General features: G+C 71.7%; 26 protein-coding genes. 19 read left to right on the top strand and 7 right to left on the bottom strand.

Translation table 11 applies throughout. The features are described from left to right. Window positions 1-25: 25 nt before the first annotated feature. Both qcrC and ctaE read right to left on the bottom strand, forming a co-directional pair. Window positions 26-826, bottom strand: a complete 801-nt coding sequence (gene qcrC, locus MR1_RS06545; RefSeq protein WP_067244188.1) for a cytochrome bc1 complex diheme cytochrome c subunit — start codon at window positions 824-826, stop codon at window positions 26-28. 23 nt (window positions 827-849) lie between these two features. After that, entirely contained in the window at window positions 850-1,482 is a 633-nt protein-coding gene (ctaE, locus tag MR1_RS06540) for an aa3-type cytochrome oxidase subunit III (RefSeq protein WP_157517926.1), read from the bottom strand. A 180-nt stretch (window positions 1,483-1,662) separates the two neighbouring features. On the opposite strand from ctaE, the gene trpD reads away from it, so the two are divergent. Both trpD and MR1_RS06530 read left to right on the top strand, forming a co-directional pair. Further along, entirely contained in the window at window positions 1,663-2,724 is a 1,062-nt protein-coding gene (gene trpD / locus MR1_RS06535; protein ID WP_067244184.1) for an anthranilate phosphoribosyltransferase, read from the top strand. A 9-nt stretch (window positions 2,725-2,733) separates the two neighbouring features. Beyond that, window positions 2,734-3,720: a PHP domain-containing protein gene (locus MR1_RS06530; protein ID WP_067244181.1), complete on the top strand. Its 987-nt coding sequence runs from the start codon at window positions 2,734-2,736 to the stop codon at window positions 3,718-3,720. Window position 3,721: 1 nt separating this feature from the next. On the opposite strand, the gene MR1_RS06525 is transcribed toward MR1_RS06530, so the two are convergent. From MR1_RS06525 to MR1_RS06515, 3 genes are all read right to left on the bottom strand, one after another. Continuing rightward, complete coding sequence (locus MR1_RS06525; RefSeq protein WP_067244179.1) at window positions 3,722-4,657, bottom strand: 5'-3' exonuclease; 936 nt, start codon at window positions 4,655-4,657, stop codon at window positions 3,722-3,724. A gap of 39 nt (window positions 4,658-4,696) precedes the next feature. Then, window positions 4,697-5,218, bottom strand: coding sequence for a hypothetical protein (locus MR1_RS06520; RefSeq protein ID WP_067244177.1), 522 nt, complete (start codon window positions 5,216-5,218; stop codon window positions 4,697-4,699). Between the two features lie 326 nt (window positions 5,219-5,544). Then, window positions 5,545-6,090 (bottom strand): hypothetical protein, encoded by a 546-nt coding sequence (locus tag MR1_RS06515; protein WP_067244175.1) that lies wholly within the window; start codon window positions 6,088-6,090, stop codon window positions 5,545-5,547. 248 nt (window positions 6,091-6,338) lie between these two features. On the opposite strand from MR1_RS06515, the gene rpsA reads away from it, so the two are divergent. The 11 genes from rpsA to coaE all read left to right on the top strand — a co-directional run bounded on the left by rpsA (window position 6,339) and on the right by coaE (window position 18,265). Beyond that, window positions 6,339-7,793 (top strand): 30S ribosomal protein S1, encoded by a 1,455-nt coding sequence (gene rpsA, locus MR1_RS06510; RefSeq protein ID WP_067244173.1) that lies wholly within the window; start codon window positions 6,339-6,341, stop codon window positions 7,791-7,793. Window positions 7,794-8,057: 264 nt separating this feature from the next. After that, entirely contained in the window at window positions 8,058-9,707 is a 1,650-nt protein-coding gene (locus tag MR1_RS06505; RefSeq protein WP_067244171.1) for a TIGR04028 family ABC transporter substrate-binding protein, read from the top strand. Window positions 9,708-9,726: 19 nt separating this feature from the next. Beyond that, entirely contained in the window at window positions 9,727-10,731 is a 1,005-nt protein-coding gene (locus tag MR1_RS06500; RefSeq protein WP_067244169.1) for an ABC transporter permease, read from the top strand. Then, entirely contained in the window at window positions 10,728-11,597 is an 870-nt protein-coding gene (locus tag MR1_RS06495; RefSeq protein WP_084344418.1) for an ABC transporter permease, read from the top strand. Before MR1_RS06500 ends, MR1_RS06495 begins: the two co-directional genes overlap by 4 nt. Beyond that, entirely contained in the window at window positions 11,594-13,282 is a 1,689-nt protein-coding gene (locus MR1_RS06490) for a dipeptide ABC transporter ATP-binding protein (protein WP_067244166.1), read from the top strand. The genes MR1_RS06495 and MR1_RS06490 overlap by 4 nt, the downstream gene beginning before the upstream one ends. Beyond that, window positions 13,279-14,343 (top strand): putative FMN-dependent luciferase-like monooxygenase, encoded by a 1,065-nt coding sequence (locus tag MR1_RS06485; RefSeq protein ID WP_067244164.1) that lies wholly within the window; start codon window positions 13,279-13,281, stop codon window positions 14,341-14,343. The genes MR1_RS06490 and MR1_RS06485 overlap by 4 nt, the downstream gene beginning before the upstream one ends. Further along, a complete protein-coding gene (locus tag MR1_RS06480; protein WP_067244162.1) occupies window positions 14,340-14,963 on the top strand; it encodes a CMD domain protein in 624 nt (207 codons plus the stop codon). The genes MR1_RS06485 and MR1_RS06480 overlap by 4 nt, the downstream gene beginning before the upstream one ends. After that, window positions 14,960-15,628, top strand: a complete 669-nt coding sequence (locus MR1_RS06475) for an alkylhydroperoxidase domain protein (protein ID WP_067244159.1) — start codon at window positions 14,960-14,962, stop codon at window positions 15,626-15,628. Before MR1_RS06480 ends, MR1_RS06475 begins: the two co-directional genes overlap by 4 nt. Beyond that, window positions 15,625-16,278, top strand: coding sequence for a VOC family protein (locus tag MR1_RS06470; protein ID WP_067244157.1), 654 nt, complete (start codon window positions 15,625-15,627; stop codon window positions 16,276-16,278). Before MR1_RS06475 ends, MR1_RS06470 begins: the two co-directional genes overlap by 4 nt. Next, window positions 16,275-17,624 carry an amidohydrolase gene (locus MR1_RS06465; protein WP_255218108.1) on the top strand — a complete coding sequence of 450 codons (1,350 nt, stop codon included), beginning with the start codon at window positions 16,275-16,277 and terminating at the stop codon, window positions 17,622-17,624. Before MR1_RS06470 ends, MR1_RS06465 begins: the two co-directional genes overlap by 4 nt. Before the next feature lie 41 nt (window positions 17,625-17,665). Continuing rightward, a complete protein-coding gene (gene coaE / locus MR1_RS06460; RefSeq protein ID WP_067244261.1) occupies window positions 17,666-18,265 on the top strand; it encodes a dephospho-CoA kinase in 600 nt (199 codons plus the stop codon). Here the strand turns inward: coaE and MR1_RS06455 are convergent. After that, a complete protein-coding gene (locus MR1_RS06455; protein WP_067244155.1) occupies window positions 18,252-18,869 on the bottom strand; it encodes a DUF4126 domain-containing protein in 618 nt (205 codons plus the stop codon). The two genes, coaE and MR1_RS06455, sit on opposite strands and share 14 nt — an antisense overlap. Window positions 18,870-18,968: 99 nt before the next feature. Here MR1_RS06455 and uvrB point away from each other — a divergent pair, with 99 nt between their 5' ends. Together uvrB and MR1_RS06445 are read left to right on the top strand one after the other, a co-directional pair. Beyond that, complete coding sequence (gene uvrB, locus MR1_RS06450) at window positions 18,969-21,050, top strand: excinuclease ABC subunit UvrB (RefSeq protein WP_067244153.1); 2,082 nt, start codon at window positions 18,969-18,971, stop codon at window positions 21,048-21,050. Window positions 21,051-21,078: 28 nt separating this feature from the next. Next, window positions 21,079-21,441: a TfoX/Sxy family protein gene (locus tag MR1_RS06445; RefSeq protein WP_067244151.1), complete on the top strand. Its 363-nt coding sequence runs from the start codon at window positions 21,079-21,081 to the stop codon at window positions 21,439-21,441. A 15-nt stretch (window positions 21,442-21,456) separates the two neighbouring features. Here the strand turns inward: MR1_RS06445 and MR1_RS06440 are convergent, their stop codons facing one another. After that, complete coding sequence (locus tag MR1_RS06440; protein ID WP_067244149.1) at window positions 21,457-21,714, bottom strand: hypothetical protein; 258 nt, start codon at window positions 21,712-21,714, stop codon at window positions 21,457-21,459. A gap of 46 nt (window positions 21,715-21,760) precedes the next feature. On the opposite strand from MR1_RS06440, the gene MR1_RS06435 reads away from it, so the two are divergent. From MR1_RS06435 to MR1_RS06420, 4 genes are all read left to right on the top strand, one after another. After that, window positions 21,761-22,204, top strand: coding sequence for a MarR family winged helix-turn-helix transcriptional regulator (locus MR1_RS06435; RefSeq protein WP_067244147.1), 444 nt, complete (start codon window positions 21,761-21,763; stop codon window positions 22,202-22,204). A 75-nt stretch (window positions 22,205-22,279) separates the two neighbouring features. Further along, window positions 22,280-23,008 (top strand): DUF4129 domain-containing protein, encoded by a 729-nt coding sequence (locus tag MR1_RS06430; RefSeq protein WP_067244145.1) that lies wholly within the window; start codon window positions 22,280-22,282, stop codon window positions 23,006-23,008. Further along, entirely contained in the window at window positions 23,005-23,514 is a 510-nt protein-coding gene (locus MR1_RS06425) for a hypothetical protein (RefSeq protein WP_174522514.1), read from the top strand. Before MR1_RS06430 ends, MR1_RS06425 begins: the two co-directional genes overlap by 4 nt. Next, the gene (locus tag MR1_RS06420; protein WP_067244143.1) at window positions 23,498-24,487 is read left to right on the top strand and encodes an AAA family ATPase; all 990 of its coding nucleotides are present in this window, start codon (window positions 23,498-23,500) and stop codon (window positions 24,485-24,487) included. Before MR1_RS06425 ends, MR1_RS06420 begins: the two co-directional genes overlap by 17 nt. Window positions 24,488-24,514 lie beyond the last annotated feature (27 nt).

Here is a 24,514-nt window from a genome sequence, read left to right as displayed (position 1 = left end):
TCGTACGTTCTTCGATATGCAAGCGTCAGTTGGACTTCGCCGTGATCCACACGGTGATGGCGACCAGCGCGCCGATCCCGAAGATCCAGACGAAAAGGCCCTCGGAGACGGGGCCGAGCGAGCCCAGCGTGAAGCCGCCCACCTGAACCGCCTCCTGCTGGAACAGCAGGGCGGAGATGATGTCGCGCTTGTCCTCGGCGGACAGGTTCATGTCGCCGAAGACGGGCATGTTCTGCGGACCGGTGACCATGGCCGCGTACATGTGCAGGGCGCTCGTGCTCGTCAGCGGGGGCGCGTACTTGCCCTCGGTCAGCGCACCGCCGGCGGCGGCGACGTTGTGGCACATCGCGCAGTTGATGCGGAACAGCTCGGCACCGTGCGAGACGTCGCCCTTTCCGTCCAGCACCTCGGCCTCGGGGTAGGTCGGACCGGGCGCGACGGACTGCACCCACGCGGCCATCGACTTGATCTGCTCGTCGGTGAACTGCGGGTGCTTCTGCGGCGCCTGCGGCCCCTGCATCTGCAGCGGCATGCGGCCCGTCGCGACCTGGAACTCCACCGCGAGCTCGCCGACGCCGAACAGGCTCGGCCCGTTCTCGGTGCCCTGGAGGTTCATGCCGTGGCAGGTGGCGCAGTTCGCCTGGAAGAGCTTCTCGCCCTCCTCCACGGACACCTGCGCGGTGGCGGCGGTCGGCTCGCTGGCGGCGAACGCAGCGGATGCGCCGGCGTAGATGCCGCCGGTGATCATGAGGCCGGCGCCGATGAGGGCGGCGGCGGCCAGGGGGCTGCGGCGACCGCCGGAACGGCGCTTCTTCTCTCGTGCCATGTCGGGAATCCGCTCCGTTTTCTTTACTTCAGGAAATAGATGACGAAGAACAGGGCGATCCAGACCACGTCGACGAAGTGCCAGTAGTAGGACACGACGATCGAGGAGGTCGCCTCCTTGTGCGTGAAGTTCTTCACCGCGTAGGCGCGCCCGATGACGAGGAGGAACGCGACGAGACCGCCGGTCACGTGCAGGGCGTGGAAGCCCGTCGTGATGTAGAAGGCCGAGGCGTAGGAGTCGGCCGAGATCGGCATGCCCTCGGCGACGAGCTGGGCGTACTCCCAGACCTGGCCGGAGACGAACACGGCGCCCAGGATGAACGTGAGCCAGAACCACTCGACCATGCCCCACCGCTTGCGGCCCTTGTCGTTGCGGGCCGTGTACGGCTGCAGGCGCTCGGCGGCGAAGACGCCCATCTGGCAGGTGACCGACGACAGCACCAGGATGATGGTGTTCACCGTGGCGTACGGCACGTTCAGCAGCTCGGTGCGGGAGGCCCACAGCTCGGGCGAGGTGCTGCGCAGGGTGAAGTAGATCGCGAACAGGCCCGCGAAGAACATCACCTCGCTGCCGAGCCAGACAATGGTTCCGACGGCCACGGGGTTGGGCCGCTTGATCGTTCTCGCCGCCGGGGCATACGTCGCTGAGGTCGTCACCCCTCCATTATGGCCGATCCGCGACGGCGATTCTTGCACCCCCGGGGGCCGTTTCGCCTTCCGGGCACTTAGGGAGACCTAAGAAGTCGCCGGGAATCCGCTGTGTGTCCAGGGCCTCCTCGCCGCGGCGGCCGAGGTCACGACCCGGTCACGAACCGGGCCCGTCGATAGGATTCCCCCATGGCGGATGCGTTGACCTGGCCCGATGTCCTCTCCACTCTCCTCGCACGGCGCGACCTCAGCGTGTACGAGTCGACGTGGGCGATGCGTCAGGTCATGCGCGGCCAGGCGACCCCGGCGCAGCTGGCGGGCTTCCTCGTCGGGCTGCGCGCCAAGGGCGAGACCATCGACGAGATCGTCGGCTTCCGCGACGCGATCCTGGAGGCGGCGGTCCCGCTGCCGGTGTCGTCGGACGTGCTCGACATCGTCGGCACGGGAGGCGACCGGGTCGGGACCGTGAACGTCTCCACGACGGCGGCGATCGTGATCGGCGCGATGGGCGTGCCGGTCGTCAAGCACGGCAACCGCGCGGCGAGCTCGGCCTCCGGCGCGTCGGACGTGCTCGGCGCCCTGGGGCTGGATCTCACGCTGGATCCGCAGGCCGTCGCCGACATCCTCGACCGCACGGGCATCACGTTCGCGTGGGCGGGCGCCTTCCACCCGGGGTTCAAGCACGCCGGCGGGGTGCGCGCGGAGCTCGGCGTGCCGACCGTCTTCAACATGCTGGGACCGCTGTGCAACCCCGCGCGGGCGGAGGCGAACGCGGTGGGCGTCGCCCAGCTCGAGCGCGTGCCGTTGATCACCGGCGTCTTCCGCACCCGCGGCGCGACCGCGCTCGTCTTCCGCGGCGACGACGGCCTCGACGAGCTGACCACGACGGGGCACAGCCGCATCTGGGAGGTCACGCGCGGCGACATCCACGAGCACGACCTGGACCCGCGCGACCTCGGGATCCCGCTGGCGGAGCTCTCGGACCTGATCGGCGGCTCTCCCGAGCACAACGCGGAGGTACTGCGCCGCACCCTCGCGGGCGAGGCCGGTGCGGTCCGGGACATCGTCCTCCTCAACGCCGCGGCCGGGGTCGTCGCCTACGAGCTCTCGCACGACGCCGCTCAGGCGCAGCGGCCGATCCTGGAGCGGCTCGCCGACGCCCTGGCGCGCGCGTCCGCCGCGATCGACGACGGGCGCGCCCTCGCCAAGCTGGACGAGTGGATCTCCGCCTCCCGGGACTTCGCCGCGTAGGGACCGGACATGGATCCCGTCGACGCCCTGCTCGAGATCGCCCGGCTGCTGGAGCGCGAGCGGGCGTCGCGGTACCGGGCGCGCGCGTTCCGGCAGGCCGCCGCGGCGTTCGGCGACCTGGATGAGGCGTCGCGCGCCGACCCCGCCCGGATCCGCGCGACGAAGGGCATCGGCGCGTCCACGTCGGAGGTGATCCTCGAGGCTCTCGAGGGGAAGGTGCCGCACTACCTCGTCGAGCTCCGCGGCGAGGTCGAGCCCGAGCGCCGTTCGGAGCTGCGTGCGCGGCTGCGCGGAGACCTTCACGCCCACACCGACTGGTCCGACGGGACGACCCCGATCGCCGTGATGGCCGATGCGGCGCGGGCGCTGGGGCACGACTACCTCGCGATCACGGACCATTCGCCGCGGCTCCGGGTCGCCCGCGGGCTGTCGGCGGAGCGGCTGCGCGAGCAGATCCCGCTCGTGCGCGGTGCGAGCGGAGACGGTCTCACCGTGCTCGCGGGAATCGAGGTCGACATTCTGGAGGACGGTGCGCTCGATCAGGAGGACGCGCTTCTCGCGGAGCTGGACGTCGTGGTGGCGTCCGTGCACTCGAAGCTGCGGATGGATGCCGGGCCGATGACCCGGCGGATCGTCCGTGCGGTGAGTCATCCGCACGTCTCGGTGCTGGGCCACGTCACCGGGCGCCTCGTGCAGGGGGAGCGCGGCACCCGCCCGCCGTCCGTCTTCGACGCCCGCGCGGTCTTCGAGGCATGCGCGGAGCACGGGGTGGCGGTGGAGATCAACTCCCGACCGGAGCGCCAGGACCCGCCGGACGAGCTCCTGGCCCTGGCCGTGGAGATCGGCTGTCTCTTCTCGATCGACTCCGACGCCCACGCGCCGGGGCAGCTCTCGTTGCTGGACCACGGCGCGGAGAGGGCGGAGCGTCTCGGGGTGCCGCCGGAGCGGATCGTGACGACCTGGGGACTGGAGCGGCTCCGCCGCTGGGCGGGATAGGTCAGCCGAGGCGGTCGAGGGCCTCGATCGCCCGTCCCATGGACGTGCCGAGGTTCCACCGTTCGGCCAGCGCCACCGCCGCCGCCCGTGCGGCGTCGTCGAGCGGGTGCAGGGGAGCGGCCGGCGCGGCGACGTCGAGCGTCGTCGCGACCCGCACCACCGTCGGGGCGACGTCGAGGTAGGCCGAGGCGGCGAGGATCTTCTTCGCCACACCCGCGGATATCCCTTCCCCGCGCTCCGCCGCCGCGCGGATCCCGTCCAGGTCCCCGTGCGCGGCGAGGAGCGCGGCGGCCGTCTTCTCGCCGACGCCGGGGACGCCGGGGAGGCCGTCCGACGCGTCGCCGCGCATCGTCGCGAAGTCCGCGTACTGCGAGGGGAGGACCCCGTACTTCGCGACCACCGAGGCGTCGGTCAGGTCCTCCAGGTTGCTCATGCCCCGCGCGGTGTAGACCACCCGGACGCCGCGGGCGTCGTCGACGAGCTGGAAGAGGTCGCGGTCACCGGTGACGATGTCGACGGGCATCCCCGCCGTGTGCGCCAGGGTGCCGATGACGTCGTCGGCCTCGTGCGCGGGCGCCCCGATCACGGTGAGGTCGAGAGCGGCGAGCGATTCCCGGATGACGGGGATCTGCGCCTCGAGGGGATCGGGCACCTCTTCCACGTCGGCGCCTCCCGGGACGACCTCGACGACGCGGTGCGCCTTGTAGCTGGGGATCAGGTCGACCCGCCACTGGGGACGCCAGTCGTCGTCCCAGCAGGCGACGAGGTGCGTCGGCTCGTACGCCGTGACGAGCTTGGCGACCATGTCGAGCAGCCCCCGCGCGGCGTTCACGGACGTGCCGTCCGGCGCCTTGACGGTGTCGGGCACGCCGTAGAAGGCCCGGAAGTAGAGAGAGGCGGTGTCGAGCAGCATGAGCTTCGGGGCGCGCGCGGTCATGGGCTCAGTCTGCCAGGCGGCTGCGGGGCGCCCGCGGAGTCACGGGCACCCCGGTGCGCCGGGCCTCTCCTCGCAGGTGCCGTCCACCAGCGCCGAGCGGGCCTCGAACACGCGCACCGTCTGCGTCGCGGGCGCCGCGGCGATCTCGCCCATGGGGATCCACCCCAGGCCGTAGTCCAGGTCGGCGGCGTAGCGGACGACGACGGTGGCGGTGTATTCGCCTCTCGCGCCGTACACGTGGCTCGTCGCCGTGGGGGTGAAGTCGGCTTGGCCGAGGGCGGCCCACGACGCGCCGGGGTCCGCGGTCGACCGAGTCGCGCCGTCGCCGTACGCGAAGTCGAAGCCGACGGGCGTGAACCGCACCGTGACGAAGCGTCCCAGAAGATCCGCGGAGGTGGTCTGCGCGGTCGCGTCGCTGACGAAGTTGGCGGGAAGCCCCACGACGCCGACGTTGCCGGGCTCTGCGGACACCGTCGTGCCGGTCGGGACGAAGCGGACGAGATCGGCGAGGGTGATCGGACGGGGCGCCGGCTCCGCCGGGTCCTCGGGGCCGGCGTCCACCTGGGGCGGGCGCGCCCCGAAGCACAGGCGGGCGTCCTGCAGGCGTTCCAGACAGCGCTGGAGCTCCTCCGGGTCAATGCCGACATCGAATCCAGGATCCGAAACGGGGTCGTCATCGGGATAGTCAGATGGGATCTTCGGCCCTGACTCCCCAGAATCGGACTCAGGTTGCCCGGGTATTTCGTAGCCGTCCCAAACATCAATCGTGTCGCCGTCGTTGCAAGCACCGAGATGCAGCGAAATTTCATCACACACGGCTTCTCCCGCTGTGGATGGCGTTGCGACCGACGTTGCTATCGCAACGAGTGTGAGCGCTAGAACACGGGTTAGCACGTGTGATCCGTGAGCTGGGACATCACGATTACTAGCTCGTTGCGCTCGACCATCATTTCGACGGACAGAAGAGACCACGGCTCTCGGTCGGCAGGAGTTACATCCGTTCCGTTCGAATCCAGGACCTGACTTTCGCCGACGCCGACGCAGACGTCGATAGTCACAGTGTCGGTGGCACGTGCAGGAGGGTTCTGGCCTTCGACGTACTTGACCTCTGTGTCACCCTTGATAGTCAACCCACGCTCTTTGAACTTCCGTCTGCTCTCGATGTTGGCGTCGAGTGCTTCGCCCCGCAGGAAGGCCTGCGGGTCGGCCGTGCGGTCCCCAGCGCGCTCCCGGTTAGCCGCGTCGATGTACGCGCGGTAGGTCGCTTCGGCGGCGGCGAACGCCTCCTCCTCGGACGCGAACAGGGGCGTCGGCGTCGGGTCGGGCGCGGGCGTCGGGGCGCAGCCGCCGAGGGCCATGGCGCCGCCGACAGCCATCGCGACGAGGGCGACGCGGGCGCGGCGCCGACGGGAGGAGAGGTGCTCAGGGGTCACCGTTTCACGCTATCCACGCGACGAAGCGTCGTCCGGGTTATCCACAGGCGCGAGGGTGTCGAGCGCGGGCGAAAGGGGCGTCGCCCATGGAGGGTTCCGATCTGATAGCCTGAAGTGTCACCCGTGGGGATCCGTCCGCATGTGCGTGACGCGCAATCCCATAACCATCCGCTTCGGAGCGATCTTCCGTCATGCATGTCGACGGAGCCCCGGGGCCCGATCATCCATCTACAAGGACTACCCACTACATGACTACCGCAACGACCGCCACGGCCGCCAAGCAGGTCGCGATCAACGACATCGGATCTGCCGAGGACTTCCTGGCCGCGGTCGAGAAGACCCTGAAGTTCTTCAACGACGGCGACATCATCGAGGGCACGATCGTCAAGATCGACCGCGACGAGGTCCTGCTCGACGTCGGCTACAAGACCGAGGGCGTCATCCCCTCGCGCGAGCTCTCCATCAAGCACGACGTCGACCCCAACGAGGTCGTCGCCGTCGGCGACCAGGTCGAGGCCCTCGTTCTCCAGAAGGAGGACAAGGAAGGCCGCCTGATCCTGTCCAAGAAGCGCGCCCAGTACGAGCGCGCCTGGGGCGACGTGGAGAAGATCAAGGAGAACGACGGGGTCGTCACCGGCCAGGTGATCGAGGTCGTCAAGGGCGGCCTCATCGTCGACATCGGCCTGCGCGGCTTCCTCCCGGCCTCGCTCATCGAGCTGCGCCGCGTCCGCGACCTCACGCCGTACCTCGGCCAGGAGCTGGAGGCCAAGATCCTCGAGCTCGACAAGAACCGCAACAACGTCGTGCTCTCGCGCCGCGCTCTGCTCGAGCAGACGCAGTCCGAGTCGCGCACCACGTTCCTCAACAACCTGCACAAGGGTCAGGTCCGCAAGGGCGTCGTCTCCTCGATCGTCAACTTCGGTGCGTTCGTGGACCTCGGCGGCGTGGACGGCCTCGTGCACGTCTCCGAGCTGTCCTGGAAGCACATCGAGCACGCCTCCGAGGTCGTCGAGGTGGGCCAGGAGGTCACCGTCGAGATCCTCGAGGTCGACCTCGACCGCGAGCGGGTCTCCCTGTCGCTGAAGGCGACGCAGGAGGACCCGTGGCAGGTCTTCGCCCGCACCCACGCCATCGGCCAGGTCACCCCGGGCAAGGTCACCAAGCTCGTCCCGTTCGGCGCGTTCGTCCGCGTCGCGGACGGCATCGAGGGCCTCGTGCACATCTCCGAGCTCTCCAGCAAGCACGTCGAGCTGGCGGAGCAGGTCGTCTCGGTGGGCGAGGAGGTGTTCGTCAAGGTCATCGACATCGACCTCGACCGTCGCCGCATCTCGCTGTCGCTGAAGCAGGCCAACGAGTCGGTCGACCCCTACGGCACCGAGTTCGACCCGGCGCTGTACGGCATGCTCGCGGAGTACGACGAGAACGGCGAGTACAAGTACCCGGAGGGCTTCGACGCCGAGACCGGTGCGTGGAAGGAAGGCTTCGACGCCCAGCGCGAGGCTTGGGAGCAGGAGTACGCCGCCGCGCAGGCGCGCTGGGAGGCGCACAAGGCCCAGGTGCTCAAGGCCGCCGAGGCCGAGGCCGCCGCGGGCGACGACTTCGGGGGACAGACGTTCTCCAGCGAGTCGACCGGCGCCGGCACGCTCGCCGACGACGAGGCTCTCGCGGCTCTCCGCGAGAAGCTCTCGGGCGGCAACGCGTAATACCGACCGCTTCGGTTCCGAACGGGCCGTCACCCCGCCTCACGGCGCGGGTGGCGGCCCGTTCCGCGTCTCCGACGCGACCGACGACCGGTCCGTGGACGTCTTCCGGACGGGGGCGCGTCGGCGACATATGACGCCGTGGATGACGTCCGATGACGCTGTGTGAAGCGGCGTGACGGTATGTGACCGCCCCGCCGACGGAGGGGGCCGCAGCGTGGTGGACTGTCGCTCTCACCCGGCACGTCCATCCCCAGAGGAGACCCCATGTCCCGTCCCGCCCGCGTACTCCGCTCGCTCGCAGCGCTCGCCGTGGTCGCCACGCTCATGGCCGGGTGCTCCAGCGGTTCCGCAGGCTCCGGCGGCGGCGAGGAACCGGGCGCGGGCGGCACCCTCACGTATCTGGAGCCGCAGACCTGGACCACCCTGTACCCGCCGGCGGCGGGCTTCTACCCGAACGGTGGAGTCGTCAACAACATCACCGACCGGCTGCTGTACCAGAACCCGGAGACGCTGGAGCTGGAGCCGTGGATCGCCACGGCCCTGCCCGAGGTGAACGCCGACTCCACGGAGTACACGTTCACGATCCGCGACGACGTCACCTACTCCGACGGCACCCCGCTGGACGCGGAGAACGTCGTGCGCAACCTCGACCTGTTCGGCAAGGGCGACTCGACCCGCGCCCTCACGGTGTCCGAGGCGATCAACAACTACGACCGCGGCGAGGTCGTGGACGAGCACACCGTCCGGTTCCACTTCACGGCTCCTGCGCCGGGCTTCGCGCAGGCCGTCTCGACGATCAACTCCGGTCTGCTGTCGAACGCGACCCTGGACAAGACGAACGAGGAGTTCGGCCCGGGAAACGCCACGACGGTGATCGGCTCGGGACCGTTCGTCGTCGCCGACGAGAAGATCGGCACCGAGCTCACTCTCACGGCCCGTGAGGACTACGACTGGGCTCCGCCGTCGCTCGCGCACCAGGGCCGCGCCCTCCTCGACGGCGTGCACGTCGTCGTCGCGGGGGAGAGCAGCGTCCGCGTGGGCACGGTCGTCGCAGGGCAGGCCGACGTCGCCCGACAGATCGACGCGCCGGACGAGGCGCAGTTCGCGGCCGACGGCCTGAGCCTTCACGCCGCCACCACGAACGGCGTGAACAACGGGTTCAGCTTCCGCTTCCGCAACCCCGTGCTCTCCGACATCCGCGTGCGCCAGGCGATCATCGCGGGCGTCGACCGCGAGGCGATCGTGGAGACGCTGTTCACGGACAGCTACCCGCTCGCGACCGGGGCCCTGGCCCGGACGGCCCTGGGGTACGTCGACACCTCCGAGTACTACGCGTACGACCCGAAGCGCGCCGCGGCCCTCCTCGACGAGGCGGGGTGGAAGGCCGGAGCCGACGGGGTACGCGTGAAGGACGGCGTCCGCCTGAGCCTGACCTTCAACGAGGCGCTGCCGCAGCCGCGTTCCAAGGAGGTCGTGACGCTCGTCCAGGAGCAGCTGGGCGAGCTCGGGATCGACGTCCAGCTCTTCGCCGGCGACCAGGCGGCGCAGACCGAGGCGTCCCTGTCCGCCGACACGATCCAGGTGTACCACTCGATGGTCGGACGCGCGGACTTCGACGTGCTGAAGTCGCAGTTCTTCAGCGGGAACCGAAACACGCTCCTGAACCGGGACAACACGGACGACTCGATCGGCGACCCGGAGCTCGACGCGCTCCTGTCCGCGATCGCGTCCGCTCCCACGGTGGAGGCGCGCCAGGCCGCGTCGGAGGCGGCGCAGAAGCGCATCGCCGAGCAGGCGTACTTCCTGCCGATCTTCGAGGAGCCCCAGGTGTTCGGTCTGAGGGCCGGCGTGCAGGACTTCGCCACCGAGTCGGTCGGTCGCCCGTCGTTCTACTCGACGTGGCTCGACCGCTGACCGCGGGCAGGCTCGGCACATGGCGTACATCCTGAGGCGGGTCGGGCAGGCGCTGCTCGTCCTTGCTCTCACCTACACGCTGGCGTACCTCCTGCTCGCCGCCCTGCCGGGGGATGCCGTGCTCGCACGGTACGGCTCTCCGGAACTGGGGCTCTCCGCGGAGCAGCTGGCCGAGATCCGGGCCGCATACGGCGCGGATCGCAGCCTGGTCGAGCGCTTCGCGGAGTCGACGCTGGGATTCCTCCGCGGCGAGTTCGGCTTCTCGGTGCAGAGCGGGGCGTCCGTGGCGGCGCTGCTCGCGACGGCACTGCCGTCCACGCTCGTCCTCGCCGTGGCCGGGCTGGCGACGGCGGTGTTCCTGGCGGTGACCGTCGCGTTCACGGCGACGTACGGAGGCTCCCGGTGGTTGCGGCGGATCTTCCACGCGATCCCGCCGCTGCTGGTGTCCCTTCCGGTGTTCTGGGTCGGGATCGTCCTCGTGCAGATCTTCTCGTTCCGTCTCGGCCTCGTCCCAGTGATCGGCGCGAACCCGGTCCAGGCGCTCATCCTGCCGGTGGCGACGCTGGCCATCCCCATCGCCGCCCCGCTCGCCCAGGTCCTGATGCGCAGCATCGAGGACGTGCGCGACCAGCCCTTCGTCACCGTCGTGCGCGCCCGCGGAGCGAGCACGTCCTGGCTGCTGTGGCGGACGGTCGCACGCAACGCCCTCCTCCCCACGCTCACCATGGCGGGTCTGCTCTTCGGCGAGCTGGTGGGCGGCGCGGTCGTGACCGAGACCGTGTTCGGACGCGCCGGGGTCGGCCAGCTCACCGCCCAGGCGGTCGCGAACCGCGACACCCCGGTCCTGCTCGCGGTGGTGGTGCTCTCCACGGTCGTCTTCGTCGTCATCAACCTCGTCGTGGATCTCCTCTATCCGTTGCTGGACCCGCGCCTGCGCACGAGCCGACCCGGTCGGTCGCGTCTCGCACGTCCGGTTCCGACATCGCCGGTCGAGGCCGTTCCCGAGACGGAGGTCGTCCGATGACATCCGCACCCGTCACGACCGTCGACCGGGGGACCGGTCGCCCCGGCAGGCGCGACGCCGCGACGCGGCCCGCGGTGCTGCGCCCCGGCGTCATCCTGCCCGTGCTGGTCCTCCTCGTCGCCCTCGCCTGGGCGCTCCTGCCGGGGGTCTTCGCGCCCGGGAGCCCGACGGCGTCGGTCGGCCCGGCGCTGCAGCCGCCCGGCCTGGAGCACCTGTTCGGGACCGACGCCACCGGACGAGACCTCTTCACCCGCGTCGTGCACGGCGCGTCCGCGTCGATCGTGGGCGCGGTCGTCGCGGTCCTGGTCGGACTCGTCGCCGGCACGGCCATCGGCGTGGCGGCCGGTGCGGTTGGCGGAGCGCTGGAGGACGTGCTCATGCGGTTCGTGGACGTCCTGCTCGCGATCCCCGGCCTCCTGCTCTCGCTGAGCGTCGTCATCCTGCTCGGCTTCGGCACCACGAACGCCGCGATCGCCGTCGGCGTCACCTCCATCGCGGTGTTCGCCCGTCTCGCGCGTTCGCAGGTCGTGAGCGTGCGCGGAGCCGAGTTCGTGGAGGCCGCATACGGATCCGGAGGGAGCTTCGGATCCGTGCTCGTCCGCCACATCCTGCCGAACTCGCTCACCCCTGTCATCGCGCTCGCGGCGCTGCAGCTCGGCTCCGCGATCCTCCAGATCTCGACCCTCGGCTTCCTCGGCTACGGTGCGCCGCCGCCCACGCCCGAGTGGGGGCTGCTGATCGCGGAGGGACGGGACTACGTCGCGACCGCCTGGTGGCTGACGGTGCTGCCCGGCGCGGTCGTCGCCCTCGTCGTGCTCGCCACCAACCGGCTCAGCGCCGTCATCCGAGGAGGCCGAGGAGCATGACCCGCGCACTGTTGGAGATCCGGGACCTCGCGGTGGCCTACCGCACAGGACGAGGGGAGTTCACGGCCGTCGACGGCGTCTCCTTCGACGTCGAGGCGGGCCGGACGACCGCGCTCGTGGGCGAGTCGGGGTCGGGCAAGTCCACGGTCGCCCAGTCGGTGATCGGACTGCTCGCCGGGAACGGGCGGATCACCGCCGGGAGCATCGCGCTCAACGAGCGCACCGACGGCCTCACCCAGCTCGTCGGTCTCCCCGAGCGACGGTGGCGGCATCTGCGCGGCCGCTGCGTGGCGCTCATCCCGCAGGACCCGGGGACCTCGCTGAACCCGGTCGCCACGATCGGGGCGAGCGTGGCCGAGGCGCTGCGGATCCACGGCTGGAAGGACGGGGCGCGGATCCGCGCCCGGGTGATCGAGCTGCTGGACAAGGTGGGCATCGACGACCCGGAGCGGCGCGCGCGGCAGTATCCGCACGAGCTGTCCGGCGGCATGCGTCAGCGCGTGCTGATCGCCGCGGCGCTCGGACTCGAACCGGAGCTGATCATCGCCGACGAGCCCACGAGCGCTCTGGACGTCACCGTGCAGCGCAAAGTGCTGGACCTGATCGACCGGCTGCGTCGGGAATCCGGCAGCGGCGTGCTGTTCATCACGCACGACCTCGCGGTCGCCGCCGACCACTCCGACTCCCTCGTCGTCATGCGGCAGGGCCGGATCGAGGAGAAGGGCGTCTCGCGCGTCGTTCTCGGGCAGCCCCGGGCGGAGTACACCCGGACCCTCCTCGCCGACGCGCCCTCGCTCGCCAGGGTCGTGGAACGGCGCGCCCATCAGCCTGCGCCGGGCGAACCGCCGCTCGTCGAGGTCCGCGGACTCCGTCAGGAGTACCGTTCCGGGCGCGGGGAGGCCTTCGTCGCCGTGGATGACGTGTCCTTCACGGTGGCACGCGGGACCACGCACGCCCTCGTGGGCGAGTCGGGCTCGGGGAAGACGACGACGGGCCGCAGCATCGCGGGGCTCAACCGGCCGTCCGCCGGGAGCATCCTCGTCGGCGGGACGGAGGTCACGGCGCTGGGGTCGGCGCGTGGCGCCCGGCGGGCCTTCCGCCGCGTCGCCCAGCTCGTCTACCAGAACCCCTATGCGTCCCTGGACCCGCGTCGCCCGATCGGCCGCACGCTGGCGGAGCCGCTGGAGAACTTCGGGATCGGAAATCGCGCGGACCGCGAGGAGCGCGTGGCCCACCATCTCGAGCTCGTCGCGCTTCCGGCCGAGATCGCGGCGCGTCGCCCGTCCGAGCTGTCCGGAGGACAGCGTCAGCGGGTCGCGATCGCGCGGGCACTGATCCTGGAGCCCGAGCTGGTCGTGCTCGACGAGGCCGTCTCGGCCCTCGATGTCACGGTCCAGGCGCAGATCCTCCGGCTCCTCGCGCGCCTTCAGGACGAGCTCGCCCTCACGTACGTCTTCATCTCGCACGACCTCGCCGTCGTCCGTCAGATCGCGGACACCGTTTCCGTCCTGCAGCGCGGGCGACAGGTCGAGCACGGACCGACCGCGCGGGTCTTCGACCGCCCGGAGCACGTATACACGCGCCGTCTCATCGACGCGATCCCCGGCGCCGCCCTCCGTCCCGAGGCGCCGTCCGCGCCGCCCGTCCTTTCCGCCGCCAACCTGTTCGTCAAGGAGGATGCATGACCACGCCCCGTCTGGGCTTCTTCACCCGTCTGCTGGAGGACGCCGACGCCGCCGACCGGTACCGGTTCGCCCTGGAGCAGATCGAGCTCGCCGAGCGGCACGGCTTCGCCTCCGCCTGGCTCGCGCAGCACCACTTCGGCGCGGACGAGGGCGGGCTCCCGTCGCCGTTCGTGCTCCTTGCCGCCGCGGCGCAGCGCACGTCCCGGATCGGCCTGGCCACCGGTGTGCTGACCCTCCCGATCGACGACCCCCTCCGGGCGGCGGAGGACGCGAGCGTGCTCGACGCCCTGAGCGGCGGGCGGGTGCAGCTGGGGATCGCCTCCGGGGGCACGCCGTCGTCGTTCGCGCCGTTCGGGCGCGACTCCGCGCAGCGGCGGGAGATCTTCGCGGACCACGCAGCCGTCTTCCGGGACGCGCTGGCCGGCCGCGGCGTCCGCGGGACGGACGCACGGATCTATCCGGCCGCCGACGGGCTCGACCGCCGGATCTGGCAGGCCACGTTCTCCGTCGAGGGCGGTGTCCGGGCAGGGACCGACGGCGACGGGCTGCTCCTGTCGCGGACGCAGCCCCGGCCGGGGGACGCCGCCGACCTCCCGCTGCACGAGCTGCAGCTGCCCATCATCGAGGCCTACCGCGACAGCCTCCCGGCGGGGGCGCCGTTCCGGGTGCTCGCCTCGCGCACCGCCGTCGTGGTGGACGAGGCGGACAGGACGCGGGTGCGGGAGCACGCCGCGCCGCGGCTGCGGCGGCTGGCGACCACCCTCCACGGCGTGGACGCGGACGGGCTCGGCATCGACGAGCTGATCCGGATCACCGACACCCACATCGGCACCGTCGACGAGGTCGTGGCCTCCCTCGAGGCGGACCAGGCCATCGGGGCCTCGACGGACGTGTCGTTCCAGGTGCACTCGGTCGACCCCGGCCACGAGCTGACGCTGCGCTCGCTGGAACTGCTGGCGAGCGAGGTCGCGCCGCGCCTCGGCTACGCCCTCGGGGACACCGCCGCGCAGGACCTCCGCGGCCTCCATCTCGCCGCGGCGACCCGAGGCGGTGACGCATGAGCGCCGACATCATCGACCTCCTCGCGGGCGTGACCCCGGGAAGCGCGCTCGACGAACTGCGCGGGCGACGTCCCCAGGCGCGGGAGAACGCGCAGCGCAGCTTCGAGGCGCTGCTGGAACCGGCCGAGCCCGGGACCTTCCCGCTCGCCGAGCGCTATGCGGTGGCGGCATTCGTGGCGCGCCTGCACGGCTTCGGGTCGGCAGCGGAGTTCTACGCGGATCTGCTCGGCGACGAGGCCCCGGATCTGGTCACCGCGATCGCGGCTGCGGCGGACGGCGCCGGCGGACGCGGACCGGTCGGCGTGTACCGGGAGCCGGGGCTGAGGGGAGAGGACGAGCCGGTCGATCCGTGGACCGCGGCGCCGGAGTTCGGCGTCCGGCTCGCCGCGGCACTGACGCACGCGCACCTGCTCGTCCTGCGTCCGCGCGAGGCCGGCGCGCCGGCTCTGCAGGCGCTCGTCGAAGCGGGATGGAGCGCCGACGACATCGTCACCCTGTCACAGCTCGTCGCCTTCCTGAGCTTCCAGCTCCGGCTGGCCTGGGGGATTCGCGCGGTGCGCGAGCACCCGGCGGGCGCCGCCGGAGACGTCGTCCCCTCGTTCGAAGGAGCACAGCGATGACCGACACCGCCGCCGGCGCACAGGACCCCGGCACCCTCGTCACGGAGTATCCCGAGCTCAGGCGACCCCATGGCTTCACCCAGGAGGGCCTCGGATGGGTGCCCTGGCTCGCCCCGGTCCCGGAGGCCGACCTCACCGACGTCCAGCGCGACGCCCTCATCGAGCCCCGGCGCGCCTCGATGCCCTACTTCCGGCTGCTCGCGCGGGACCCCGGGGCGCTCAAGGCGCGGACGCTCACCGATCTCGACATCTTCTACAACACGGACGGCGGGATCGGCCGTGCGGAGCGGGAGCTCGCGGCCGCTGCGACGTCGCGCCGCAACGGGTGCGTCTTCTGCGCGTCCGTGCATGCCGCCGCGGCGACCCGCGAGTCCGACCGGGGCGCCGATGTGCAGCGCCTTCTCGACGAGGGCGTGGCCGCGGACCTGGGGGACGAGCGGTGGAACGCGGTCGTCGCCGCGTCCGTGACGCTGGCCGGGACGCCGCTCGACTTCGGCGCGCCGGACCTCGCGCGGCTGCGCGATGCCGGGCTCGACGACGCCGACATCCTCGACGTGATCGGCGGCGCCGCCTTCTTCAATTGGGCCAACCGCCTCATGCTCTCCCTCGGCGAACCCGAGGTCCCCGCCCGCCGGAACACCCCTGAGAAGGAGGAGACGCCGTGAGCATCCCCGCGCAGCTGGATCACATCGTCATCGCCGGCCCCGACCTCGCCGGTCTCGTCTCCTGGTTCGCCGAGCGCACCGGCGTCGCCGCGGCGCCCGGCGGGGCACACCCCACGGGAACCGCCAACGCGCTCGTGGCGCTCACCGTCGAGGGGCGCCGCGCCCCGCACTACATCGAGCTGATCGGGCCGGATCCGTCGCTCGACCACCCCGCGCCCCCGACGACGTTCGGCATCGACGCGCTGAGCGGGCCGGCCGTCGTGACGTACGCGGTCCATCCGGAGGACATCGACGCGACGGTGGAGGGCGCCCGTGCGCGCGGCTTCGATCCCGGCGAGATCTGGGAGCTGTCCCGGCGCCGGCCCGACGGGGAACTGCTGGAGTGGCGGCTGACCCGGGGCGGCGGCGCGGGCGGGTACGCGTCCCCGTTCCTCATCGACTGGGGGAGCACCGAGCAGCCGGGCCTCAGCGACATCCCGACGATCGAGGTCGTCTCGTTCGAGCGGGTGGAGCCGGACCCCGCGCCCCTGCGGGCGATCCACGAGGCACTGGGGCTCGAAGACGGGGCGCTCGCCGAGGTCGTCGAGGGGCGGCCCGCCGGCTTCCGGCTGACCCTGCGCACGCCGGACGGCCGGACGGTCGCGCTGTGACGGCCGGGGTCGAGGGCGATCTGACCGCCTACCTGGAATGGCAGCAGCGCCACGTCGTGGCCCCCGTCGTCCCCGAGCCCGTTGCCGAGACCTCGTCGTTCGCCGGCGCGGGCGACGCGGTGCACGCGGAGCTCGGTCGCTCGGTGGCGGACCTCGCCCCGGATCTCCGCGCGCTCGCGACGGCGCTCTTCGAGGATCCCGAGATCGGATTCGAGGAGCAGCGGTCGGTCGCGAGGATCGCCGAGCTCGTGGAGAGCCACGGCCGTGCGGTCGAGGTCGGCGCCTTCGGCGTGCCCACCGCATTCCTGGCGACCGTCGGCGGGGGTTCGGGTCCGCACTTCGCGGTGATCGCCGAGTACGACGCCTTGCCCGGCGTGGGCCATGCGTGCGGTCACAACATCATCGCCGCGGCGGCGGTCGGGGCGTTCCTCGCTGCCGCGCCGGTGGCGGAGCGCCTGGGTGCGCGCCTGTCGCTCGTCGGCGCTCCCGCGGAGGAGAACGGGGGCGGCAAGGAGCTCGTCCTGCGCGCGGGCGGCTTCGACGCGGTCGACGCCGCGGGCATGGTGCATCCCGCCGCGGGAGCACGCACGTCGCCGGTCCTCGGCCCGAGGACGACGGGCGTGCGCCGGGTCGCGGTCACGTACCGGGGGCGGGCCGCGCACGCGGCGGGCGCACCGTGGCTGGGGCGCAACGCCCTCGATGCGGTCGTGACGGCGTACCAGGGCGTCGCGCAGCTGCGTCAGCACATCCTCCCCACGGATCGGCTGCACGGCATCATCACCGACGGCGGCGCCGTCCCGAACGTCGTGCCGGAGCGCGCCTCGGCGCTCTTCTACGTGCGCTCGGCGGAGATCGAGACGCTGCGCGTCCTCACGGACCGCGTCGTGGCCGTGCTGGAGGCGGCCGGGCTCGCGACCGGGACCCACGCGGACATCGAGGTGGACCCGGTTCCTCCGTACCTCCCGCTGCAGCCCAACCTGGCGCTGACGCGACGATGGGCGGACGCCGTGCGCCGCCGCGGTCGGGAGGTGCCGCCGTCTCCGCCCGTCGCCGCGCAGGGCGGACCGTCCACGGACATGGGCAACGTCAGTCGCTACGTTCCCTCGCTGCACCCCTCGATCGGTCTCGGCGGCCCGGACGACGTCCATCCCCACAACGCCGCCTTCGCCGCCCAGACGATCCGGGAGCCGGCCTTCGCCGCCCTCGCCGATGCCGCGGTCGGTCTGGCCGCGACAGCGGCGGACTACCTGGCGGACGCGGAGCTGCGCGACGCCGTGGCCGCCGAGTTCGCCGCGGCGGGCGGGCGATTCCGGTGGGAGGACGCACGGGAGGGCGCGTCGCGCTGACCACGGCCGGACGGTCCCGCACGCTGTGGAAGACTGGCGGGATGCCGCTCATCGCGCTCACCGGCGGGATCGCCTCGGGGAAGTCCACGATCGCCGCTCGTCTGGCCGAGCACGGCGCCGTCGTCGTCGACGCCGATGCGATCGTCCGGGAGGTCCAAGCCCCCGGCTCGCCCGTGCTCGCCCGCATCGCCGAGAGGTTCGGTCAGGAGGTCATCGCCGCCGACGGCTCGCTCGACCGCGCTGCGCTCGGAGCGATGGTCTTCGACGACCCCGCGGCGCTCTCCGACCTGAACGCGATCGTGCACCCCGCGGTCCGCGACGAGTCGCACCGCCGGTTCGAGCGGGCCCTCGCCGCGGATCCGGGCGCGCTCGTCGTCTACGACGTGCCGCTGCTCGTGGAGGCCCGGGCGGACGATCCCTGGGACCTGATCGTGGTCGCCGACGCCCCCGCGGAGGTACGGGAGGAGCGTCTCGTCACCGAGCGGGGGATGACGAGAGAGGCCGCCCGGTCCCGGATCGCGGCGCAGGTCTCGGACGAGGCGCGCCGCGCGATCGCGGACGTGCGGATCGACACCACCGGCTCCCTGGACGACACCCGTCGTCAGGCCGATCGCCTGTGGGAGCGCCTCACGCGGGCGTGACCGGCGGCGCCGCGTCCGCGGACCGCCGTCGGCGGCGTGCGGCGCGTCGGACGAGGACGACGGCACCGACGATCAGCCCGATCAGCAGCAGGGCGGCGAGGAGAGGAACGACGATCGCCGCGGCGGCGAGCGCGAAGGAGGCGGCGTCCTCCGAGGTGCTGAGCACGGGGGCCGCGATCCCGGCGGTCGCCGTGTTCGCGGCGACCCGGGTGGTGGCCTTGACCGCGTGCACGACGAGGGCGATGGCGATGCCGGCCACGATGGGCACCCACGCGTTGGTCGAGAAGAACGTCGAGGGGTCGTCGACGGCGACGGTCTGCGCGTTCGACCCTGCGCCGAAGGCGATGCCTCCCGCCGCGGGGCGGACGATGCTCTGCAGGACGTCGTTCGCGGAGTCGAGGGCCGGGATCTTGTCGGCCACGATCTCCACGAGCAGCAGCGCGCCGATGACCCAGAGCGCGATGTCGCTGGACAGCCAGGTCCATCCTGCGGGCAGAGCGACCGCGGGCAGGAGGCGGTCGGCGAGACCGAGCAGGAACAGCGGCATCCAGGCGTTGAGGCCCGCTGCCGCGGCCAGGCTGGAGCCGATCACGAACTCGATCACGCCCTCACTCTAGGCCGCGACGGCGGCGGACGCCCGACCGCTGTGCGGATGAACGGCCGTCCGGCCCGCGTGTCGGTGGCCCCGCCTACGCTGGTAGTCATGCAACCCACCCGCAGCGTCCGGCCCTTCGAGGTCGTCAGCGAGTACGCGCCCTCCGGCGACCAGCCGCAGGCGATCGCGGAGCTCGCCGCCCGGATCAACGCCGGCGAGACGGACGTCGTCCTGCTCGGCGCCACCGGCACGGGAAAGTCCGCGACGACCGCGTGGCTGATCGAGCAGGTCCAGCGCCCGACGCTGATCCTCGCGCACAACAAGACCCTGGCGGCCCAGCTCGCGAACGAGTTCCGCGAGCTGATGCCGCACAACGCGGTCGAGTACTTCGTGTCGTACTACGACTACTACCAGCCCGAGGCCTACGTCCCGCAGACGGACACCTTCATCGAGAAGGACTCCTCGATCAACGCCGAGGTGGAGCGGCTGCGGCACTCGACGACGAACTCCCTGCTGTCGCGGCGCGACGTGGTGGTCGTGTCGACGGTGTCCTGCATCTACGGACTGGGTGCGCCCGAGGAGTATCTCCGCGCGATGGTGGCGCTGCAGGTGGGGGAGCGATACGACCGCGATGCGCTGATCCGCCAGTTCATCTCGATGCAGTACAACCGCAACGACGTGGACTTCTCCCGGGGGAACTTCCGGGTGCGCGGCGACACCATCGAGATCATCCCGGTGTACGAGGAGCACGCCATCCGGATCGAGCTCTTCGGCGACGAGATCGAGGCGCTGTACTCGCTGCACCCGCTCACCGGCGAGATCATCGAGCGGCTCGACGCCGTGCCGATCTTCCCCGCGTCCCACTACGTGGCCGGCACCGATGTCGTGCAGCGCGCGATCGGCTCGATCGAGGAGGAGCTGGCCGAGCGGCTCGCGGAGCTCGAGCGACAGGGCAAGCTGCTGGAGGCGCAGCGACTGCGGATGCGGACGACCTTCGACCTGGAGATGCTGCAGCAGCTCGGCTTCTGCTCCGGGATCGAGAACTACTCGCGCCATATGGACGGTCGCGAGCCGGGCGAGCCGCCGCACACGCTGCTGGACTTCTTCCCCGACGACTTCCTCCTGGTCATCGACGAGTCGCACGTGACCGTGCCGCAGATCGGCGCGATGTACGAGGGGGACGCGTCGCGCAAGCGCACCCTGGTGGATCACGGCTTCCGCCTTCCCAGCGCCCTGGACAACCGCCCGCTGCGGTGGGACGAGTTCACGCAGCGGATCGGCCAGACGGTGTACCTCTCGGCGACGCCGGGCAAGTACGAGATGGGCGTCGCCGACGGCGTCGTGGAGCAGATCATCCGCCCGACGGGGCTCGTGGACCCGCAGATCGTGGTGAAGCCCTCCAAGGGCCAGATCGACGATCTTCTGGAGGAGATCCGCCTGCGGGTGGAGCGTGATGAGCGCGTGCTCGTGACGACCCTGACGAAGAAGATGGCCGAGGAGCTCACCGACTTCCTCGGCGAGCACGGCGTGAAGGTGCGCTACCTGCACTCCGACGTCGACACGCTGCGTCGCGTCGAGCTGCTGACCGAGCTGCGCGCCGGGGTGTACGACGTGCTGGTCGGCATCAACCTCCTGCGGGAGGGCCTGGATCTGCCCGAGGTGTCGCTGGTGGCGATCCTGGACGCCGACAAGGAGGGTTTCCTCCGTTCGGGCACGTCGCTCATCCAGACCATCGGCCGTGCCGCCCGAAACGTGTCGGGCGAGGTGCACATGTACGCCGACAACATGACCGATTCCATGCGCAACGCGATCGAGGAGACCGAGCGGCGCCGCGAGAAGCAGATCGCGTACAACACGGCCCACGGCATCGATCCGCAGCCGCTGCGCAAGCGCATCGCCGACATCACCGAGGTGCTGGCCCGCGAGGGAGCGGACACCGCCGAGATGCTGTCCGGGCGCGGCGGGCGGGCGGGCAGGAGCGGGAAGGGCAAGTCGCCCACTCCGAACCTGCGTCGCGAGGGGATCGCCGCCGAGGGGGCGGAGCAGCTCGAGGCGACCATCGCCGACCTGTCGGACCAGATGCTCGCGGCGGCGTCGGAACTGAAGTTCGAGCTGGCTGCCCGGCTTCGCGACGAGGTGCAGGACCTGAAGAAGGAGCTGCGGGCCATGGAACGGGCAGGACACGCCTGAGCCGGCGATCGAGCGACGGGAGCACGGCATGGATGAGGCGGGGACCGAGCTTGCGGATCGCGTGCGGGCGCTGCTGGCCGACGAGCCGACGCTCGAGGAGAAGCGGATGTTCGGAAGCCGCGTCTTCATGGTCAACGACCGGATCCTGGTCGGCGCGCGCCGCGGGGGAGTCCTCCTGGTCCGGCTGAGCGACGAGCACGGGGAGGAGCTCGTCACGCGTCCGGAGGCTCGCGTGGCGGTGATGGGCGCGCGCAGCATGGGGACCCGGTGGCTCGACGTCGACACCACCGGGTTCGGGGACGCGGAGCTGATGTTCTGGATCGACGCCGCGCGTGAGGACAACGCGGCGCCCTCGCGCGGGCCCGACGGCAGTGACGACGGCGAGGGGTGAGGAGACGGGGGCCGGTCAGGGGCAGTGCATCAGCGGCTTGGGTCCCGATCGGTCGATCTCGTGTGAGGTCATCGGAGCGCCGCACAGCGGGCAGGCGCGCTGCGCCCTCTCCGCGTCGGACGGAGGAGGCGTCGCCTCGTACGGGCCGACCGACGCCGGGCCGGCGAACCGGATGAGGTTCGTGTTGAACCACGCGTAGAGGCCGCCTGCCTCGCGGATCCTCGTCCGCAGCGGCGGACGGGGGGCTGGGCTCGGATCCGGGGTGTCGTTCATACTGCTTAGTGTACTAATGATTTGCGTGCGAGGTATCATCGACGCCATGGAGGAACCGACGCCGGAAGAGATGCTGCGACTGGAGAACCAGTTGTGCTTCGCCCTGGTCACCGCCGCGCGCAACGTCGTGGCCATCTACCGACCGATCCTCGAGCCGCTGGGTCTGACGCACCCGCAGTACCTCGTCATGCTCGCTCTGTGGGAGCAGGCGCCGAGGACGCTGCGCGAGCTGGCCACCGAGCTCGCGATGGATCCGGCCACGGCGTCCCCGCTCGTCAAGCGTCTGGAGGCGGACGGACTGGTGGAGCGCGTCCGGAGCTCCGCCGACGAGCGGCGCCTCGACATCGGCCTCACGGCCGCCGGCCGCGCACTGCGCGAGCGGGCGCTGGCCGTCCCGGGTCAGGTCCTCGCTCGGCTGGGCATCTCCGCCCACGACGCCGCCGCCGTCCGCGACGGTCTGGCGCCGTATGCCGGTGCCGTGACGCTCTGAGCCCGCGGTAGCCGTCTCCGGGCGTCGCCTGTGGAGAACCGGGGGCGAGAGCGGCGGTGACCTAGGGTGGGGCGTATGCGCCGCGACGACACGCGACCCACGAGGGGAATCGACGCGCGTCGCACGGTCGCCGGCGGATCGGCGTTGGTGGTGCTGATCCTGGTGCTGATGGCCTTCGCGGCACTGCAGGGGCGGCCGGTCTTCGGTCCGCTGCTGTTCGAGGGCGCCGGCGCGGTCACGCCCTCTCCGCCGCCCTCGATCGATGCGGGGACCGCGCCGCCGGACGTCCGCGATCAGGATCCCGCGGCGCTGGCCTGGCTCGGCGTCGTCCTCGGGATCCTCGTCGCGATCGCCCTCGCCGCTCTGCTGATCGCCGTGCTCGTCGTCCTCCTCCGACGACTGTGGCGCGATCGCCCCTTGCGCGTTCGGGCGGGGGTGCAGCTGCAGGACGCCATGCCCGCCCCCGACGCGTCCGATCCGGCGTCCGACGCCCCCGTGGTGCGCGCCGGGATCGCCGGAGCCCTGGACGCCATCACGGCGATCGGACGCCCCGACGACGCGATCGTCGCCGCGTGGGTCGGGCTGGAGCAGACGGCTGCACGGGCGGGGCAGCCCCGTGGTGCGTCCGAGACCCCGGGAGAGCTGGCGGTGCGGATCCTCTCGCGGCATCGCGCATCGGCTGCCGAGGTGACGGCCTTGCTCCGGCTGTACGAGGACGTTCGCTTCGGCGGGGCGACGGCATCGGAGCGCGATCGCACGGAGGCCGCGCGGCTGCTCCGCCGTATCGAGGAGGCGTGGCGATGAGGGCCCGGATCGGGCCCGTGCTGGTCGGCGTCGCCCTTGCGATCCCGGTGCTGGCGGTGCTCGTCACGCTGGGCGCGCCGTGGGGATTCTCGATCGCGTGGCTCCTGCTCGTCGCCGCAGGGGTCGTCGTCGCCCGGCGGACGGTCTTCGACGACACCGCGACGTGGCCTCCCGCCGAACCCGAACGGCCGGTCGTCGGTTCTGACGTGTCCCGGCTCGCGTGGTCCATCAATCCCCGTACGGGAGTCGCGGGACACGCGATCGTGCGCCGCGTCCAGAGGGTGGTCCGTCGGCGGCTGTCCCGCCGGGGCCTCGATCTGGACGATCCGGCCTCGGCGGCCCGGATCGACGCCCTGCTGGGGCAGGACCTGCGGACGGCCCTCACCGCGAAGGAGGTCCGTCGCGACGATCTGCGTCGGATCCTCGACGCGGTCGACCGGCTCGCGCCGGCCGCCGCAGATGCACGACACGACCGAGAGGACGATGGACATGACCGATCACGATGAGACACCCGCGCCGGACGTGGACGAGGTCGCGGAGGTCGGGCAGCGCGTGCTCGCCGGCGTGCGGACCGCCGTCGTGGGGATGGACGAGCCCCTGTCCGTCGCGCTCGCGACGATCCTCGCCGGCGGGCACGTGCTGTTCGAGGACGTGCCCGGTCTCGGCAAGACCCTCGCCGCGCGAAGCCTCGCGGCCGCGCTCGGACTGGACTTCCGCCGTCTCCAGTGCACGCCCGACATGCTGCCCGGCGACGTCACGGGATCCTTCGTGTACGTCCCGGGCTCGACGGACTTCGAGTTCCGTCCGGGCCCGATCTTCACGGGCGTGCTGCTCGCCGACGAGATCAACCGCACGACGCCCAAGACGCAGTCGGCGATGCTCGAGGCCATGGCCGAGCGTCAGGTCACGGTCGAGGGGCGGCGGTTCCCGCTGGCGGAGCCGTTCCACGTCATCGCCACCGCGAACCCCGTCGAGTACGAGGGGACCTACGCACTGCCCGAGGCGCAGCTGGACCGGTTCATGGTGCGATTGTCGGTCGGGTATCCGACGCCCGACGCCGAGACGGACATCATCCTGGAGCGGGTCCGTCGAGGACGCCCGGACACCGTCGTGGAGCCGGTGATCGACGGCGCGGGGCTCCGTCGGATCCAGGAGGCCGTCGAGCGGATCCACGTCGATCCGGACGTGGTCCGGTACGGCGTCGCGCTCACACGCGCGACGCGCGAGGCGGCCCCGGTCGCCGTCGGCTCCTCCCCGCGCGGGTCACAGGCGCTCGTGCTCCTCGGACGCGCCCTCGCCGCGCTCGACGGACGGGGATACGTCCGCCCCGACGACATCAAGCGCATCGCGGTGCCGGTGCTCGCTCACCGCCTCACGCTGACGCCCCAGGCATGGGCGCAGGGCACGGACCCCGCATCGGTCGTGACCGCGGCGCTCGCGCAGACCCCGGTGCCTCCGACCGTGGGCGCCGCGCCGTGACCGGTCTCCGCCGCGGCCCGCGGACGG

Origin of the sequence: Microbacterium resistens NBRC 103078, from assembly GCF_001552355.1 — a bacterium.
Classification (GTDB): Bacteria; Actinomycetota; Actinomycetes; order Actinomycetales; family Microbacteriaceae; genus Microbacterium; species Microbacterium resistens.
The sequence above is the reverse complement of the archived record's forward strand: the minus strand, read 5'-3'. Positions and strand labels throughout refer to the sequence as shown.

Excerpts from the sequence above, each read along its gene's own strand:
- qcrC (WP_067244188.1), bottom strand. The coding sequence starts at position 826 with ATGGCACGAGAGAAGAAGCGCCGTTCCGGCGGTCGCCGCAGCCCCCTG.
- trpD (WP_067244184.1), top strand. The coding sequence starts at position 1,663 with ATGGCGGATGCGTTGACCTGGCCCGATGTCCTCTCCACTCTCCTCGCA.
- MR1_RS06530 (WP_067244181.1), top strand. The coding sequence starts at position 2,734 with ATGGATCCCGTCGACGCCCTGCTCGAGATCGCCCGGCTGCTGGAGCGC.
- MR1_RS06525 (WP_067244179.1), bottom strand. The coding sequence starts at position 4,657 with ATGACCGCGCGCGCCCCGAAGCTCATGCTGCTCGACACCGCCTCTCTC.
- rpsA (WP_067244173.1), top strand. The coding sequence starts at position 6,339 with ATGACTACCGCAACGACCGCCACGGCCGCCAAGCAGGTCGCGATCAAC.
- MR1_RS06505 (WP_067244171.1), top strand. The coding sequence starts at position 8,058 with ATGTCCCGTCCCGCCCGCGTACTCCGCTCGCTCGCAGCGCTCGCCGTG.
- MR1_RS06500 (WP_067244169.1), top strand. The coding sequence starts at position 9,727 with ATGGCGTACATCCTGAGGCGGGTCGGGCAGGCGCTGCTCGTCCTTGCT.
- MR1_RS06495 (WP_084344418.1), top strand. The coding sequence starts at position 10,728 with ATGACATCCGCACCCGTCACGACCGTCGACCGGGGGACCGGTCGCCCC.
- MR1_RS06490 (WP_067244166.1), top strand. The coding sequence starts at position 11,594 with ATGACCCGCGCACTGTTGGAGATCCGGGACCTCGCGGTGGCCTACCGC.
- MR1_RS06485 (WP_067244164.1), top strand. The coding sequence starts at position 13,279 with ATGACCACGCCCCGTCTGGGCTTCTTCACCCGTCTGCTGGAGGACGCC.
- MR1_RS06480 (WP_067244162.1), top strand. The coding sequence starts at position 14,340 with ATGAGCGCCGACATCATCGACCTCCTCGCGGGCGTGACCCCGGGAAGC.
- MR1_RS06475 (WP_067244159.1), top strand. The coding sequence starts at position 14,960 with ATGACCGACACCGCCGCCGGCGCACAGGACCCCGGCACCCTCGTCACG.
- coaE (WP_067244261.1), top strand. The coding sequence starts at position 17,666 with ATGCCGCTCATCGCGCTCACCGGCGGGATCGCCTCGGGGAAGTCCACG.
- uvrB (WP_067244153.1), top strand. The coding sequence starts at position 18,969 with ATGCAACCCACCCGCAGCGTCCGGCCCTTCGAGGTCGTCAGCGAGTAC.
- MR1_RS06445 (WP_067244151.1), top strand. The coding sequence starts at position 21,079 with ATGGATGAGGCGGGGACCGAGCTTGCGGATCGCGTGCGGGCGCTGCTG.
- MR1_RS06440 (WP_067244149.1), bottom strand. The coding sequence starts at position 21,714 with ATGAACGACACCCCGGATCCGAGCCCAGCCCCCCGTCCGCCGCTGCGG.
- MR1_RS06435 (WP_067244147.1), top strand. The coding sequence starts at position 21,761 with ATGGAGGAACCGACGCCGGAAGAGATGCTGCGACTGGAGAACCAGTTG.
- MR1_RS06430 (WP_067244145.1), top strand. The coding sequence starts at position 22,280 with ATGCGCCGCGACGACACGCGACCCACGAGGGGAATCGACGCGCGTCGC.
- MR1_RS06425 (WP_174522514.1), top strand. The coding sequence starts at position 23,005 with ATGAGGGCCCGGATCGGGCCCGTGCTGGTCGGCGTCGCCCTTGCGATC.
- MR1_RS06420 (WP_067244143.1), top strand. The coding sequence starts at position 23,498 with ATGACCGATCACGATGAGACACCCGCGCCGGACGTGGACGAGGTCGCG.